This window comes from Mycolicibacterium chitae (genome assembly GCF_900637205.1).
In the GTDB taxonomy this organism is placed as follows: domain Bacteria; phylum Actinomycetota; class Actinomycetes; order Mycobacteriales; family Mycobacteriaceae; genus Mycobacterium; species Mycobacterium chitae.
The window spans coordinates 3,727,318-3,742,788 of record NZ_LR134355.1 but is presented as its reverse complement, the minus strand read 5'-3'; the positions used below and the strand labels follow the sequence as shown (position 1 = coordinate 3,742,788).

Genomic DNA, 15,471 nt, shown 5'->3' with positions numbered 1-15,471 from the left:
GCTGTCCAGCGGACCCGCGCTGGCGTCGGTGACACACCGACTCAGTCATAGTGGTGCGAGACGGCCTCGGTGTCGGCCCTCCGCCAGACCAGCGTGGGCCACAGCGTCGTCGTCCGGAATACCAGCGGGTCCGAGGACAACGTCAGCACGTCTTGGTCGAGTTGGGCATAGCGCTTCTGCACGTCTCCGACCCAATTCGGGTAGAGCGAGACCGCGACTTCGTGCCACACGACGGACTCTGCTTCATCTACTCGGAAGGACCCGGAGTAGGCCAGGTATCCGGCCGCAGCGCTGTCCCGTTCCTCGACTGTGCCGCCATGCACCCGGGCGGAGCGATAGGCCGGTCGGTCCCGGGCCATGATCTGGGCTGACATGTGGCCGTCCGCGGTGTAGAGGATCAAACCCCGGGCGTCGGTGCCCAGCGGATAACCGATGTGGTTGTCGGCAGTACGGGTTGAGTAGCTAACCAGCTGCCACGAGCCGATCAGCCGCTGACGTAGCGAGAAAGAGGTCACGGGGGTCCATCTCTGTGCGGATCACGCCGACTGTGCGTGGCCTGGCTACAACACAAAATATCTTATTAGAATAGGTTAACTCCTAGTTTGATGGTTCTTGTGTGCTGGACCCCGGCGGTCGGGTAGGCGATCATGTAGCGAGGTAGCCTACGTTCTAGGTCGACCCCAATCGTTCGGACCCGCGTCTTCTCTCGCTGGTGACCTTGACCACAGCGTGCCTAATTGCATAAGGTTTACCAACCGGCTTGCGCGCCGATCCTGGAATGGTCGACCCGTCGTCCGTCGGACAGATTTCCGGTGTTCCGCAGTCGTCGATCTTGTTCACCCGGCAATGCCGGGGCATAGGAAGGGAGTTCGCCATGAGCGGCACCGTCGTCGATGCGCTGTCGTGGTGGGCGCGCACCAAACCCGATCAGGTAGCGATCGATTTCGACGGGGATGAGCTGTGCTATCGGGAACTGAACAACTGGGCCAACGGGGTGGCTGGTCGTCTTCGCGATGTCGGCGTGGCCGCCGGCGACCGGGTGGCGATCGTCGGGTCCAACAGTCTGGAGTGGTGCGCCGCGGCGCTGGGTGCAGCGAAGCTCGGGGCGATCCTCGCGCCGTTCAACCAGCGGATGGTGGCCCGGGAGTTGGCTGTCCTGGTCGGCAATTGTGACCCCAAGGTGGTGTTGTGCGATGAGAGCACCTGTGAGCGGGTCCAGGAACTGCGCACGATGGAGTCTGGCTTCACGGTGCAGTACTTGGAAACCGATGTGCGTCCGCTTCGCCACGGTGACCATCCGCAGGCAGCGCCTGGTTTACCCGATGTGGGCGCTCCGACCGCCATCGTCTACACCAGCGGATCCACGAGTACGCCCAAGGGCGTGGTCTTCACGCACGCGATGATCGCCGGTGTCATGCACGAGTGGCATCTGATCGAGGGCATCCTGCCCGACACGCCCCGGCAGTTGATGGTGTTGCCGCTGTTCGGAGCGCCCGGCTACATCTGGGGTGTGTGCCGCAACGTGATACACGGCGGGACATTGTTCCTACAGCCCCGATTCGATGCTCCCAAGGCGCTCGATATTCTCACCTCCAAGCAGATCACTGCGCTGATCGGACCACCGATCATCTTCGAGCAGATCGCCGCTGAGCCGGGGTTCGCCGATGCGGAGATCAGTTCGATCTCGACGGCACACGTGGGTGGGGCTCGGGTCCCGGTTGGGCTGCTTCGGGCGTGGCACGCCAAAGGTGTTGCGCTGCGCCAGATCTACGGTCAGACCGAGATCGGCGGCTCGGCGACTGCGATGCCCCGTGAGGAGGCCCTCAACCACCCTGAGAAATGCGGCTGGGGCGGCATCTTCACCAAGATTCGGGTGGTGGATGAGAACGACCGGGATGTGCCGGCCGGCGTCGAGGGGCAGATACTGCTGCGCGGCCCCGGTATGACGCCCGGCTATTGGCGGAACGAGGACGCCACCCGCGTCGCGCTGAGAAATGGCTGGCTGCACACCGGAGACATCGGCGTGCTCGATGCGCAGGGATATCTGACGTTCGTCGATCGACACAAGGACATGATCATCTCGGGCGGGATCAACATCGCGCCGATGGAGATCGAGATGGTGCTGCAGGAGATGCCCGCCGTGGAAGAGGTGGCGGTGATCAGCGTGGCCGACCCGAAGTTCGGTGAAACACCCGCGGCGCTCGTCTACGCTGGCGCCGCCCTGTCGACTGCAGACATCGTCGCCTGGTGTAACCAACGACTCGCCGACTACAAAGTGCCTCGCTACGTTGTCGTCCTCGACGAGCCCCTACCACGCTTGGCCAGCGGCAAGATCGCCAAACGCGAACTGCGCGACAGCTATGCCGGCATTCCCGACACCTATTCGAAGGTGCGCTGATGCGAATCGGACTTTCAGTCGGCTACTGGGGTGCTCGCCCGCCGAAGAACATCGAACGATACCTGGCCGAGGCCGAGGAGGTCGGGGTCGAAAGTATGTGGACCGCGGAGGCTTACGGCTCCGACGCGATCTCGACTTTGGCCTGCTGGGGTACGCGTACGGCTGCGATGAGACTGGGGACCGCGGTCTGCCAGATGTCGGCACGCACGCCGACCGCGATGGCGATGGCGGCATTGACCATCGATCATCTGAGTAGCGGGCGGATGATCGTGGGAATCGGTGCCTCGGGCCCGCAGGTTGTCGAAGGATGGTACGGCCAGCCCTACCCGCGGCCCCTGGAACGCACCCGAGAGTACGTCGACATCATGCGCAAGGTGTGGGCTCGGGAGGCGCCGGTGACCTACTCGGGCCGCCACTACCAACTGCCCTATAACGGCGAGCGGGGTGCCGGGCTGGGTAAACCGCTGTTGTCCACGGTGCATCCATTGCGTCCCGACATCCCGGTCTATCTGGGCGCGGAGGGGCCGAAGAACGTTGCCCTGGCAGCTGAGATTGCCGACGGCTGGCTACCGCTGTGGTTCTCGCCGAAGTCCGATGAATTCTATCGAAATGCGTTGGCAGAGGGTTTCTCTCGGCCGGGTGCGCGCCGCAGCGCTGACACGTTCGACGTCGCCGGCGTGGTGTGGGTGAGCGAGCACGAGGACGTCGAGGTCGCGGCATCGCGGATCAAGCCCGTGATCGCGCTCTACGCCGGCGGCATGGGGGCCAAGGACGTGAACTTCCACAACGATGTGTTCGTGCGAATGGGATGGGGAGACGTCTGCGCGAAGGTGCAGGAACTCTACCTGGCCGGACGTAAACAGGAAGCCAGCGACGCGATCCCGCTGGAGATGGTCGAGGACGTGGCTCTGGTGGGACCCGTCGACAAGTTGAGTGCGGATCTGAAGAACCGTTGGGGCTCAACGTGCCTGACGACCATGGTGTTGGGCGGTCGACTGAAACAGGAAACTTTGGCACAGTTGGTGCAGACGGCCGACGCTCTCTGAGCGCTGCTCTGCCCGGTTCTTGAACAATCGGCGCAGTCAGTTGGTGCGGAAACGCGGTCCACCCGCCCATACGCCGATCTCTTCGCCGGAGATGCGCGCTGCGGGGGCGGATACCAAGAATGCCACGGTGGCGGCGATGTCCTCCGGTGCGATTGCCGGCCAAGCGCGCACCATGGCGGCGCCGTCATCTCCGCTGGAACGGGTCATTTCGGTTTCCACGTAGCCTGGCAGTACCGAGTTCACGGTGATACCACGGTCGATCACCTCTTTGGCCAATGTGCGGACGAGCCCCATGACGCCGGCCTTGGCGGCGGAGTAGGCGGCAACCCCTGGGGTGATGGTGCGCTCGGCGATCGGACTCCCGAGCATGACGATGCGCCCATAACCGGCCTCATACATGGCCGGGAGCGCATGGTGGGTGCAGTAGTAAGCACCATTGAGGTTGACGCCGATCACCCGATCCCAGTCGGCGGGCTCTTGCTTGCGCACGGAGCCGACGACGTTGAGCCCCGCGTTGTTCACCAGAACCAGCGGCGGACCCAGCCGTGTCGTCGTCTCGGCCACGAGGTTTGCAGCGGCTGCGGGATCGCTGATGTCGGCTTGCAGGGCAATCGCGGATCCGCCCGCGGCTTCGATCTCCTTGACCAGTCGTTCTGCGGCGTCGGCGCTACTGGCGTAGTTGATAGCGACGGCGAACCCGTCCGAAGCCAACCTGCGTGCGATGGCAGCACCGATCCCACGTGCGGCGCCGGTGATGAGAGCTACCCCGGGGGAGGCGGAAAGCTCGGGCTGACTCAATTGGGGGCTCCTTGTCTGCGGCGACCGCGATTCTGGTCCACATAACCTTATGAAGATAGATTAATCGGGTCAATGCTGGGCGTCATTTTGTCGGGAACCTCAGTTCTGGATCAAAATTCGCTTGCCGGGGACCCAACTCCAACTGCTCAAACCAATGGGGTCTAGCCCGGAGGTTCTCCAGGTGTGATCTGGTCGTCAGACTGGGCTGCGCAAAATTTGACAGAAATAGGGGATACTGTTGCCATGGCACGTCCTCCCAAACCGTTGATTCTGCGTGAAGCAGTCGTCGAAGCCTCACTGCGCATCATCGACACCGAGGGGCTCGCTGCCTTCAGCCTGCCTAGACTCGCGCGCGAACTCAACGTGCAGGCGCCTTCCCTGTACCACCACTTCTCGGACAAGGCCGAGATTCTCGCGGCGGTCGCACGCGCGATCGTGCTCGATACCCGAGTGCCCGACCCGAAGTCGGTTCCCAACTGGATCGAGTGGTTTGTCGCTCTCAGCTTGGCATTTCGCGAGGCGATGCTGCGGCATCGCAACGCCATGCCGTTGATCCTGCAGTATCCGCCACGCGACGTGGTGTTGCGCAGTTATGGCAGTGGTGCCGAGTTCCTGCAGGAGCTGGGTATTCCTGAGGAGCAGGTGGTGGTGATCGTCGAGGGTCTGGATGCGCTCACTCTCGGCGCCGGAATCAGTGCGGCGGCGCGCGGAGGCGAACCGGGCCGGCCCTTTGCCAACGTCGACTCGACGGTCGATCCGCGCCTCGCGAAGGTGGCGAAGGCCAACAAGCGCTCGGCCACAGGCGTGTTCGCGGACGTCATCCGCGCCTTTTTGCGCGGCGCTGCGCCACAGGTTCCGGAGACGGCGGCGCCTCCGAGAGTGTGGGGTCGGGTCGCTTCAGGCGACGGCAAGGTGGCCCAACCCGCCTCGTAGGCAGTCAGCGAGACTGGAGCGACAAGGCCCGTTCCGGACAGATGCTCACGACGAGCCGGGCCTTGTCGAGCTGATCGTCGGGAATCGGATCGACCAGCAGGACCGGATCGCCCTGGTCATCACAGTCAAGAATCTCGGGGGCGCCCCCGTAACAGAGGCCGTGTCCCGCACACGCATTACGGTCGATGATGAGGTGCTCAGCCATGTGCTCCCAGCTTCCTGTCGATATCGCCGGGTTCGTCATCGACGGACTTACCTGGCAACAAGCTATCTATAAGTTATAGATTTAGCCTGTAGGCGTCAACGCCACCTCGTATCGGCCGTCCCGACGCCTGCTCTCGTCGACAGGAGTATTGATGACCGTACGAGCCGACCGGCCGAATTCGGTGGGGGAGTTGTTCGATCTGGCGGGTCGCGTCGTGATCGTCACCGGCGGAACTCGTGGCATCGGCTTTGCGATGGCCGAGGGGTTTGTCGCCGCTGGGGCGAAGGTCGTCATCGGCAGTCGGGATGTGGCCGCGGTGCAGTCTGCGACCGCCGCCTTGTCCCAACAGGGCGGCGAGGTGGCGGGCATCGCGGTGAACATGGGCGATCTCGCTGCCGGGCAGTCGCTAGCAGAGGCCGCCGTGGCCAACTTCGGCCGGATCGATGTCGTTGTGAACAACGCTGCGACGGGGGTGAGTCAGCCCCTCGGGGAGATCACCCCCGAGGCGTTCGAGAAGGTCTTCGCCGTGGACGTCCGGGGCCCGCTGTTCCTGGTCCAGGCCGCGTTGCCGCTGCTGCGGGCCGCACCGAGGGCAGCGGTGATCAACGTGATCTCGCCGGCCGCCTACATGTTCTCGGCCGATAACGCGCTCTATGCCGGCGCGAAGGCGGCGCTCCTGTCGCTGACCCGTTCGATGGCGGAGGCGTTCGCAGCTGACGGCATCCGGGTGAACGCGCTGTCTCCGGGGCCAACCGACACTCGAATGATGAGCACCCAGCCGGACGAGGTGCGACGGGAAACCGTAGAAGGGTTGTTGCTGCGTCGGATCGCAGATCCGCGAGAGATGGTGGGCCCGGCGCTATTCCTGGCCTCGCAAGCGTCCAGTTTCATGACCGGTCAGGTGCTGACCATCGACGGAGGGTTGATGCCGTGTTGAGTGATCCATTGTTCGACGTGTCAGATCGGGTCGTCGTGATCACCGGAGCCTCGAGCGGCATCGGCGAGTCCGCAGCCCGCTGCTTCTCGAAGCGCGGAGCGAAAGTGGTGCTAGCTGCGCGACGCAAGGAAGCGCTGGCGACTATCGCGGCGACGCTGCCCCATGCGCTTCCGGTCGTCTGCGAAGTCTCCGACCCGGCGAGTTGCCGGGACCTGGTGGCGAAGAGCGTCGACAGCTACGGCGCGATCGATGTGCTGGTCAACAATGCGGGGATGTCGCACGTCGGCCCCGCCGAGAATGAGTCGGTCGAATCTTTTCAGGATGTGTTGGCCACCAACCTGATCGGCACCTTCGTCTTGGCCCAGTCCGCAGCGCAGCACATGATCCGCGTCGGCTCGGGCTCGATCATCAACGTGGCGTCCATCTTCGGGCTGGCTGGCAGCGGTGCGATCAAACAGGCGTCGTACGCGGCCAGCAAGGGTGCCGTCGTAAATCTGACCCGCGAGCTCGCCGCGCAGTGGGCACGACGCGGCGTCCGGGTCAACACCATTGCGCCCGCCTTCTTCGCCACCGAGTTGACGACCGGAATGTGGAGCGATGAACGTTCCTTGGCCTGGCTGAGGCGGCGCACCCCGATGGGCCGGCCGGGAACGTTGGAGGAATTGCATGGGGCGCTGGTGTATCTCGCCAGCGATGCCAGCAGCTACGTCACCGGCTCGGTGCTGCCCGTCGACGGGGGCTGGACGGCGGTGTAAGGCTGACCGGCCGCTTTTGCGGCGCCGCCGGCCCGTCACTCGACGGAGAATGCGTTGTAACCCCGAACTGTCCAAGTGTGTTGCTGGTGAGGGCGCAAATTGACGGGCGCGGAAATCTCGTAAGACAGTTGGCAAAGCCGACGAAGGGTGTTAAATTCCTCTCATTAATCTACGAACATTAGGTAGATCACGGGTCGGACCGGTTGCGCAAGGAGTAGGGAAGAACCAATCGTGAGCGCACGACCCCAGGTGTTGCCAAGAGTGGCAATCCGCATGTTGGCGATCCAAAACCCCCAATCACAACCGGAAGGACGATGATGGGCCGTTTCGGCAGTGACGTCGCCGGATCCGCTGAGGCGGCGCCTGAGCGGCCGCCTTCGGGCGTGATCGCGTCGGAGAACGGCCTCGGCGAGAACCAATTGGACATAGGTTCGGACTTTCCGACCGGGCCTCTCGAGACATCGGCGCCGGTGAAACGTTCGCGGGCGGACCGCAGCTATGAGTTGATGACCCGGATCGGCTCGGCGCCGGCGGGCAAACCGTTCCGTGCACTGGGCGGATTCTTCGCGATGGCTCTGGACACCTTGCTGCTGATTCCGCGGAAAGGATTCCCCTGGCGGGAGTTTGTTCTCCAGTCCTGGTTTGTGGCGCGGGTGTCGTTGTTGCCGACCGTGATGCTGGCCATCCCGTTCACCGTGCTGATGATCTTCACGTTCAACATCTTGCTAGTGGAGTTCGGCGCAGCCGACTTCTCGGGCACGGGTGCTGCATACGGCACCGTCACCCAGCTGGGTCCGGTGACGACGGTGCTGGTGGTCGCGGGTGCCGCGGCGACGGCGATGTGCTCGGATCTGGGGGCTCGGACGATCCGTGAGGAACTCGACGCATTGCGGGTGATGGGGATCAACCCGATTCACCGTTTGGTGGTGCCTCGGGTGCTGGCGGCCACGATGGTCGCGACGTTGCTGTCCTCTGTCGTGGTGGTTGTCGGGATCACCGGGAGCTTCTTCTTTTCGGTGTACGTCCAGCACGTGACGCCCGGGGCCTTTGCTTCGGGCATGACGCTGATCACCGGCGCTGCCGACGTGGTGATCGCGTTGATCAAGGCGGGCTTGTTCGGTCTGACCGCAGGCCTGATCGCCTGTTATAAGGGCATTTCCGTGGGCGGGGGACCCGCCGGTGTCGGAAATGCCGTCAACGAGACAGTCGTCTTCACCTTCATGGCGCTGTTCGGAATCAACATCATCGCGACTGCGGTGGGATTGCAGGCAACGCTATGACCGTCGCGCAGGTGCCGCTGCCGAAACTTCGGGATTCCGCCCGCGACCTGGTCTACGGGCTGACCCGGATCGGCAACCAGTGGCGGTTCTACACCCAGACCATCAAGTCGATCGGCGATGCTCTCATCCACTACCGGGTGGAGCTGTTGCGATTGATCGCGCAGATGAGCCTCGGCACAGGTGCTTTGGCGGTGATCGGCGGGACGGTGGTGGTGGTCGGCTTCCTGACCATGACCACCGGTGCGTTGATCGCGGTGCAGGGTTACAGCCAGTTCGCCGAGGTCGGTGTCGAGGCCTTGGTGGGCTTCGCGTCGGCGTACTTCAACGTCAGGCTCGCGGCGCCGCTGGTGGCCGGCATTGCCCTGGCCGCCACCATCGGCGCCGGTGCCACCGCGCAGATCGGGGCAATGCGGATCAACGAAGAAATCGACGCGCTCGAGGTGATCGGTATCCGCTCGGTCGCCTACCTGGCGTCGAACCGGGTCGTGGCCGGGGTCGTCGTCGTCATCCCGTTGTACTGCGTGGCAATGATCATGTCATTCTTGGCGGCTCGCTTCGGAACCACGCTGATCTACGGCCAGTCCAGTGGCGTGTACGACCACTACTTCAACACGTTCCTCAACCCGGTCGACCTGCTCTGGTCGTTCCTGCTGGCGGTCACCATGGCGATCGTCATCATGTTGGTGCACACCTACTACGGGTACACGGCGTCGGGCGGGCCCGCGGGTGTGGGCGAGGCTGTTGGTCGAGCGGTACGGACCTCGTTGATCAGTGCAGCGTTTTTCACGATGTTCCTTTCCCTGGCCATCTACGGGCAGTCCGGCAACTTCAACCTCTCTGGATAGCGACATGGAACCAAGAAAAGGTGAGCGGAAGATCCATCCGCTGTGGTCGACGGCGTTCATGTTCACCACCATCATCGGGCTGATCCTGCTGTCGACGGCGTTGTTCGCCGGTACATTTCGTTCGTTCGTCCCGGTGACGCTGGCCTCGGACCGGGCCGGTCTGGTGATGGAGTCCGGGGCCAAGGTCAAGATGCGCGGTGTGGAAGTCGGCCGCGTCGCAGGGATCTCCGGCGGTCAGCAGACCGTGGAGCTGAAGCTGGAGTTGTTTCCCGACCAGGTCGCGCTGATACCCGCCAACGTGGATGCCCAGATCCGTGCTGCGACTGCGTTCGGCGCCAAGTACGTCGATCTCGTCTATCCCGACGATCCGAGCCCGCAGGCTCTCTCCGCCGGCGCTGTGGTGCGATCCCGCAACGTCAGTACCGAGGTCAACACGGTGTTCCAGAACATCGTCGGCGTGCTCAATCAAGTCGACCCGCCGAAGTTGAATTCCGTGTTGACCGCTTTGGCCGATGGGGTCCGTGGGCAAGGAGAGCGGATCGGGCGAGCCACTACTGACGCCAATACTGTTCTGTTGGAATGGAATCACCGCGCGGATACCATCCGGGAGGATTGGCGGGCTTTCCGGGACTTCAACGACGCCTACGGCGATGCCGCACCGGACATCCTGCGGGTGATGGACGCGGCAAGCACCACCAGCACCACTATCAGCACGCACGCCGAGGGCCTGGATGCCGTGTTGCTCAGTGTGCTGGGAATGACGCGCAGCGGTATCGACACGTTCGGACCGAGCCTGGGCGACCTCAACCGCGGTATCAACGTGCTCGAACCCACCACGAATACTTTGCAGACCTATAGCCCGACCTATACCTGCGTGATCCAGGGCGTCATTTGGTTCTTGGAAGATGCGGGCGGTTACGAGGCGATCGGGGGCAACGGCAAAAGCTTGGTCGCCGATGCCGGCCTTTTGTTGGGTGACGCGCCGTACCGCTACCCGGATCACCTGCCGATTGTGGGTGCCAAGGGCGGCCCCGGCGGCAAGCCGGGCTGTGGATCGCTGCCGGATGCCACCAAGAACTTCCCGGTGCGACATCTGGTGACCAACACCGGCTTTGGCACCGGCATGGATATCCGGCCCAACCCCGGTATCGGGTTCCCTGGCTGGGCAAACTATTTCCCGGTCACCCGCGCGGTGCCCGAACCGCCGAGCATCCGGAACAACTTCGGTGGGCCGGCCATTGGGCCGGTGCCCTACCCGGGCGCGCCTGCCTACGGTGCCGATCTGTACGCCGACGACGGCACACCGCTGTGGCCGGGCCTGCCCCCCGCGCCGCCACCGTCAGACCAGCCGCCACCGGACCCGAACAACCTGCCCCCGGGCACGGAACCGTTCGCTCCGACGGTACCGGCGATGGTGACCCCAACCCCGTTGCCGCCACCTCCGCCAACCCAGCCGTGACCGTCGCGAGGATTCGAGAAGGACTGTGAAAGAAAACCTGGTCGGCGCCCTGTGGCGCCTGGGCATCTTCGTGATGGTCTGCTTGCTGGCGATCTTCGTAACTCTGATGGTGTTCGCGCAGTTGCGTTTTCAGGATGAAGCCACCTTCAAGGCCGAGTTCTCCAACGTCAGCCTCCTGGAGAACGGCGACTTCGTTCGGATAGCCGGGGTCGAAGTGGGCAAGGTGAAGACGATCTCGCTGACGCCGGACGCCGTGGCGGTGGTTGAGTTCACCACCGACCACAGTGTCGTGCTCACCGATGGGACTCGGGCGGTCATTCGGTATGACAACCTCATCGGCGATCGCTATCTTGAGTTGCTCGAGGGTGCCGGCGGTATCGAGAGGTTGGCTCCGGGTGCGGTCATACCGATGGCCAGGACGGCACCGGCGCTCGACCTGGATTCACTGATCGGCGGCTTCCGCCCGTTGTTCAGGGCGCTGGACCCCGAGCAAGTCAACGCCCTGAGTGGGCAGTTGATACAGGCATTCCAGGGCCAGGGCGCCACGATCCGTTCCTTTTTGAATCAGGCGGCATCGTTCTCGAGCACGCTGGCCGACCGCGACGAGTTGATCGGCCAGGTCATCGTCAACCTCAACACTGTGTTGGGAACGCTGGGCGATGAGACCGATCAGCTGGACAAGATGGTGGGATCGCTGTCGGAGTTGGTGAGCGGCTTGGAGGCGCGCAAGGGCGAACTCTCCGATGGGCTGGCCCGGATCAGCGTCAACTCAGGCATCTTGGCTCCGTTCGTCGAAGAGATTCGTGCGCCGCTGCCCAAGGTCATCGAGGAGACCGACCGGGTGTCCAGCCTGGTACTGGCCGACTACGACTATGTCGATGAACTCCTGGCAACCCTGCCCGATGCCTACCAAGCGTTGAATCGGCACGGCATCTTTGGCGACTTCTTCAGCTTCTATCTGTGCGACATCATCCTCAAGGTCAACGGCAAAGGCGGTAACCCGGTGTACGTCAAAGTTGCCGGCCAAGACACGGGAAGGTGCACACCAAAGTGAAATCCTTCTCTGAACGCAATCCGTTCATGATCGGTCTGGTCGGGGTCTTGCTGACCACGGCGATCGTGCTGGGTGCCCTCAACTTCAAGAAGCTGCCCCTCTTCGGTTCCAGTGCACAACATTCGGCCTACTTCGCGGAGGCCAGCGGCCTGAGGTCCGGCGCCGGGGTGTTGATTTCCGGCTTCGAGGTAGGTGAGGTCACCGGCATCAGGCTCGAGGATGCGCGGGTTTTGGTGACCTTCGGCGTCGACAAGAATGTGCAGTTGGGGGATCTCACCGAGGCCTCTATCAAGACCAAGAGCATGCTCGGAGCCAAGGTGCTCGAGGTGACACCCCGCGGGGAAGGTGTACTGGCCGAGGCCATTCCGCTGGAGCGCACAGTGCCGGCCTATCAGCTGCCCGATGCGTTGGGCGATCTGGCCGACACGATCAGCGGTTTGGACACCAATCGGTTGAATGAGTCGCTGACCACGCTCGCCGACACCTTCAAGGACACGCCACCCGATCTACGCATGGCTGTCGAGGGAGTTTCTCGGTTCTCGCGCACCATCAACGAGCGTGACGAGCATCTGCGCGGTCTGTTGGCCGACGCCAACAAGGCGACAACGGTGCTGGCCGAGCGCAGCGAGCAGATCGGCGACATGATCCGCCACAGCAACATCCTCCTTGCGACGCTGCGCACGCAGAACAGCGCATTGGATCAGTTGGGTAACAACGTTTCCGCGGTGGCCCAGCAGCTCTCGGGTCTGGTTGCCGACAATCGTGCCGACCTCAAACCGGCATTGGAGAAATTCAACGGTGTGCTGACCATGGTCGACAACCGCAAGGCCGAGTTGCAGCGGTCGCTGAAGCTACTCAACTCCTACGCCCTGGCGCAGGGCGAAGCCGTGTCGTCGGGCCCGTTCTACAAGGCCTACATTGCCAACCTGCTGCCCGGCCAGTTCGTGCAACCGTTCGTGGATGCGGCGTTCTCCGACCTCGGCCTGGATCCGTCGGTACTGCTGCCGTCGCAGCTAGCGGACCAGGAGATCGGTCAGGAGGCCACTCCGCCGATGCCGGTGCCGTACCCGAGGACTGGCCAGGGTGGGGAACCGCGCCTGACGTTGCCCGACGCCATCACCGGCAAGCCGGGCGACGCCCGGTATCCGTACCGCGAGCCCCCACCGGCGCCCGCACCGGGCGGCCCGCCGCCGGGCCCGCCGGTGCCGCCGGCCCAAACCCCGCCAACCACCCACCCGCCGGTCTACCACGAGGCACCCGATGAGGTGCACGAAGGCTCTGCTTCGCATGGAGAGGGGCAACAGTGAGATCTCGTACGCTGCGCAACACACTGGTGTTGGTGTTGGCCAGTGTGCTGACCGCAGGGATCGCGGTGGTGGGCCTGCAAGCCGCGCAGCGCGCCAACCGGACGCACTACACGGCGTACTTCGCCAACAGTAACGGGATCTACCCGGGTGACGACGTGATGATCCTCGGGGTGACCGTCGGCAAGATCGAAACCATTGAACCGCAGCCCGAACGCGCCAAGATCAGCTTCTGGGTCAACGACGACCATCTGGTGCCTGAGGACGTGCGCGCGGTCATCCTTTCGCCGCAACTGATCACTGCGCGGGCCATTCAGCTCACGCCCGCCTACACCGGCGGCCCGACGTTGGCCGCCGGAGAGGTGATACCGGAAAGCCGCACCGCAGTACCGGTGGAATGGGATGACTTCCGCGAACAGCTCGAACGGCTCACCGAGAGCCTGCAGCCGACCGGCCCGGGGGAGACCAGCCCGCTCGGCGCGTTCATCAACACCGCGGCCGATAACCTGCGCGGGCAGGGTGCCACCATCCGGGAGGCGATCATTGAGTTGTCGCAGACGTTCTCGGCGCTCGGGGACCACAGCGACGACCTTTTCTCGAGCGTCAAGAATCTGTCCATCCTGGTCACCGCGCTTCATGACAGTGCGGATCTGATGCGACAGCTCAACGGCAACCTGGCAGCGGTCTCCGGTGTCTTGGTCGACGACGGCAGTGAACTCGGCGAGGCGTTCCGCGATATCGACCTTGCGACTGCGGATCTGGGTGACTTCCTCGCGGAGAACCGCGAATCGATCGGAGTCACCGGCGACAAGTTGGCTTCGGTCTCGCAGACGCTGGTGGAAAGCATTGACGAGGTCAAGCAGGCGCTGCACGTCATGCCGACCACCTTCGCCAATCTGCTCAACATCTACCAGCCGGCGCAGTCCGGGCTGACCGGTGTCATGGCGATCAACAACTTCGCTCACCCGATCCAGTTCCTGTGCGGCGCAATTCAGGCGGCGTCTCGACTGGGTGCCGAACAGGCGGCGAAGCTGTGCGTGCAGTACCTGGCACCGATTGTGAAGAATCGCCAGTACAACTTCCCGCCGCTTGGGGTGAACCCGTTCGTCGGCACCACGGCGCGCCCCAACGAGCTCACCTATAGCGAGGACTGGCTACGGCCCGACTATATTCCGCCGACTCCGGCCGATGCCCCAACGCCGGCCGCCGCACCACCGGCGCCCCCGGTGGGCGGCGCGTTGCCGGCCGAAGCTGCTGCCTCGACCAACCCGAATGACGGACTGGCGGGGATGATGACACCGCCGGGAGGTGGATCATGACTCGAAAGCCGCTGGGCAAGTGGGCGCTTCGTGCTGGGTTGGCCGCGCTGGCGCTGACCCTGCCGGCCTGTGGCTGGCAGGGCATCAACTCACTGCCGTTGCCGGGTACCGAGGGTGGCGGTCCCGAGTCCTTCGAGGTGCAGGCTCAGTTGCCCACAGTGCACAACATCGAACAAAACTCTCGAGTCCGAGTCGGCGATGTGACGGTCGGCAACGTCACGAAGATCGAGCGGCAGGGCTGGCATGCGTTGCTGACGATGACGCTCAACAGCGACGTGGAACTCCCGGCCAATGCCACCGCCACAATCGGGCAGACCAGCTTGCTGGGCACATTGCACGTCGAACTGGCGCCTCCGAAGGATGTTCCGCCGGAAGGCAAGCTCGGCGATGGATCGATGATCCCGCTGTCGGCAGGTGGCAGTTATCCTTCGACTGAGCAGACACTGTCGGCGATGTCGATGTTGCTGAACGGCGGTGGTCTGGGGCAGATCCAGGACATCACCAAGGCATTCTCCACGGCGTTCTCCGGCCGCGAAGAGGACCTGCGCAGCTTCATCGGGCAGATGGACCAGTTCGTCACTGACCTCAACGTGCAGAAAGACGACATCATCGCGGCCACCGACAGTCTCAACCGTTTGGTCGGCAGATTCGCCGACCAACAGCCCGTGCTCGACGAGGCGCTGCGGACCATCCCGGACGCGCTGGCGGTGTTGAACAAGGAGCGCGACCTGTTCGTCCAAGCGGTTCACCAGGCGGGTGAGTTCAGCGCGCTGGGCGCCGACCTGGCCAACCAGAGCAAGGAGGCACTGGTCAAGGAACTCAACGATTTTGGCCCCGTGCTCGAGGCCCTGGCCAACGCCGGACCTGATCTGACCCGTTCGCTGGGACATTTGGCGACCTTCCCCTGGCCCAAGGACACGCTGCTGAACTGGTTCCGCGGCGACTATGCCAACCTCACCGCGGTCTTCGATCTCACGTTGAGCCGCTTGGACACAGGCTTCTTCACCGGCACCCGGTGGGAGGGGGACCTGACCGAGTTGGAGATGCAATGGGGCCGCACCATCGGTCAGATACCCAGTCCGTCGACCGCCGGCAACCCGCTGGTGGTCCCCTACAAGATGGATCAAGGTCCGTAGAA

Annotated in this window: 15 protein-coding genes; 12 read left to right on the top strand and 3 right to left on the bottom strand. The window is 63.7% G+C overall.

Annotated features, from left to right (window positions below):
- Positions 1–41 precede the first annotated feature (41 nt).
- Complete coding sequence (locus EL338_RS17885) at positions 42–515, bottom strand: lipocalin-like domain-containing protein (protein WP_126334975.1); 474 nt, start codon at positions 513–515, stop codon at positions 42–44.
- 359 nt (positions 516–874) lie between these two features.
- Here EL338_RS17885 and EL338_RS17880 point away from each other — a divergent pair, with 359 nt between their 5' ends.
- Both EL338_RS17880 and EL338_RS17875 read left to right on the top strand, forming a co-directional pair.
- The gene (locus EL338_RS17880) at positions 875–2,398 is read left to right on the top strand and encodes a class I adenylate-forming enzyme family protein (protein WP_126334974.1); all 1,524 of its coding nucleotides are present in this window, start codon (positions 875–877) and stop codon (positions 2,396–2,398) included.
- On the top strand, positions 2,398–3,444 hold the full coding sequence (locus EL338_RS17875) for an LLM class F420-dependent oxidoreductase (RefSeq protein WP_126334973.1): 1,047 nt from the start codon (positions 2,398–2,400) through the stop codon (positions 3,442–3,444). The genes EL338_RS17880 and EL338_RS17875 overlap by 1 nt, the downstream gene beginning before the upstream one ends.
- A gap of 36 nt (positions 3,445–3,480) precedes the next feature.
- On the opposite strand, the gene EL338_RS17870 is transcribed toward EL338_RS17875, so the two are convergent.
- Positions 3,481–4,242 carry an SDR family oxidoreductase gene (locus tag EL338_RS17870; protein WP_126334972.1) on the bottom strand — a complete coding sequence of 254 codons (762 nt, stop codon included), beginning with the start codon at positions 4,240–4,242 and terminating at the stop codon, positions 3,481–3,483.
- Between the two features lie 243 nt (positions 4,243–4,485).
- Here EL338_RS17870 and EL338_RS17865 point away from each other — a divergent pair, with 243 nt between their 5' ends.
- The gene (locus EL338_RS17865) at positions 4,486–5,175 is read left to right on the top strand and encodes a TetR/AcrR family transcriptional regulator (RefSeq protein ID WP_126334971.1); all 690 of its coding nucleotides are present in this window, start codon (positions 4,486–4,488) and stop codon (positions 5,173–5,175) included.
- Positions 5,176–5,179: 4 nt separating this feature from the next.
- On the opposite strand, the gene EL338_RS17860 is transcribed toward EL338_RS17865, so the two are convergent.
- A complete protein-coding gene (locus EL338_RS17860; RefSeq protein ID WP_126334970.1) occupies positions 5,180–5,380 on the bottom strand; it encodes a ferredoxin in 201 nt (66 codons plus the stop codon).
- 151 nt (positions 5,381–5,531) lie between these two features.
- Here EL338_RS17860 and EL338_RS17855 point away from each other — a divergent pair, with 151 nt between their 5' ends.
- The 9 genes from EL338_RS17855 (at position 5,532) to EL338_RS17815 (ending at position 15,469) form a co-directional block, all read left to right on the top strand.
- Complete coding sequence (locus EL338_RS17855) at positions 5,532–6,317, top strand: SDR family NAD(P)-dependent oxidoreductase (RefSeq protein ID WP_126334969.1); 786 nt, start codon at positions 5,532–5,534, stop codon at positions 6,315–6,317.
- Positions 6,311–7,072, top strand: a complete 762-nt coding sequence (locus EL338_RS17850) for an SDR family NAD(P)-dependent oxidoreductase (RefSeq protein WP_126334968.1) — start codon at positions 6,311–6,313, stop codon at positions 7,070–7,072. The genes EL338_RS17855 and EL338_RS17850 overlap by 7 nt, the downstream gene beginning before the upstream one ends.
- A 506-nt stretch (positions 7,073–7,578) precedes the next feature.
- The gene (locus tag EL338_RS17845) at positions 7,579–8,352 is read left to right on the top strand and encodes an MlaE family ABC transporter permease (RefSeq protein WP_179967293.1); all 774 of its coding nucleotides are present in this window, start codon (positions 7,579–7,581) and stop codon (positions 8,350–8,352) included.
- The gene (locus EL338_RS17840; protein WP_126334967.1) at positions 8,349–9,197 is read left to right on the top strand and encodes an ABC transporter permease; all 849 of its coding nucleotides are present in this window, start codon (positions 8,349–8,351) and stop codon (positions 9,195–9,197) included. Before EL338_RS17845 ends, EL338_RS17840 begins: the two co-directional genes overlap by 4 nt.
- A 4-nt stretch (positions 9,198–9,201) precedes the next feature.
- Entirely contained in the window at positions 9,202–10,656 is a 1,455-nt protein-coding gene (locus EL338_RS17835) for an MCE family protein (protein ID WP_126336943.1), read from the top strand.
- A gap of 25 nt (positions 10,657–10,681) precedes the next feature.
- Complete coding sequence (locus EL338_RS17830) at positions 10,682–11,710, top strand: MCE family protein (RefSeq protein WP_126334966.1); 1,029 nt, start codon at positions 10,682–10,684, stop codon at positions 11,708–11,710.
- Positions 11,707–13,017, top strand: a complete 1,311-nt coding sequence (locus EL338_RS17825) for an MCE family protein (protein ID WP_163792225.1) — start codon at positions 11,707–11,709, stop codon at positions 13,015–13,017. The genes EL338_RS17830 and EL338_RS17825 overlap by 4 nt, the downstream gene beginning before the upstream one ends.
- A 32-nt stretch (positions 13,018–13,049) precedes the next feature.
- The gene (locus EL338_RS17820; RefSeq protein ID WP_235666193.1) at positions 13,050–14,333 is read left to right on the top strand and encodes an MCE family protein; all 1,284 of its coding nucleotides are present in this window, start codon (positions 13,050–13,052) and stop codon (positions 14,331–14,333) included.
- Entirely contained in the window at positions 14,330–15,469 is a 1,140-nt protein-coding gene (locus EL338_RS17815) for an MCE family protein (protein ID WP_126334963.1), read from the top strand. Before EL338_RS17820 ends, EL338_RS17815 begins: the two co-directional genes overlap by 4 nt.
- Positions 15,470–15,471 lie beyond the last annotated feature (2 nt).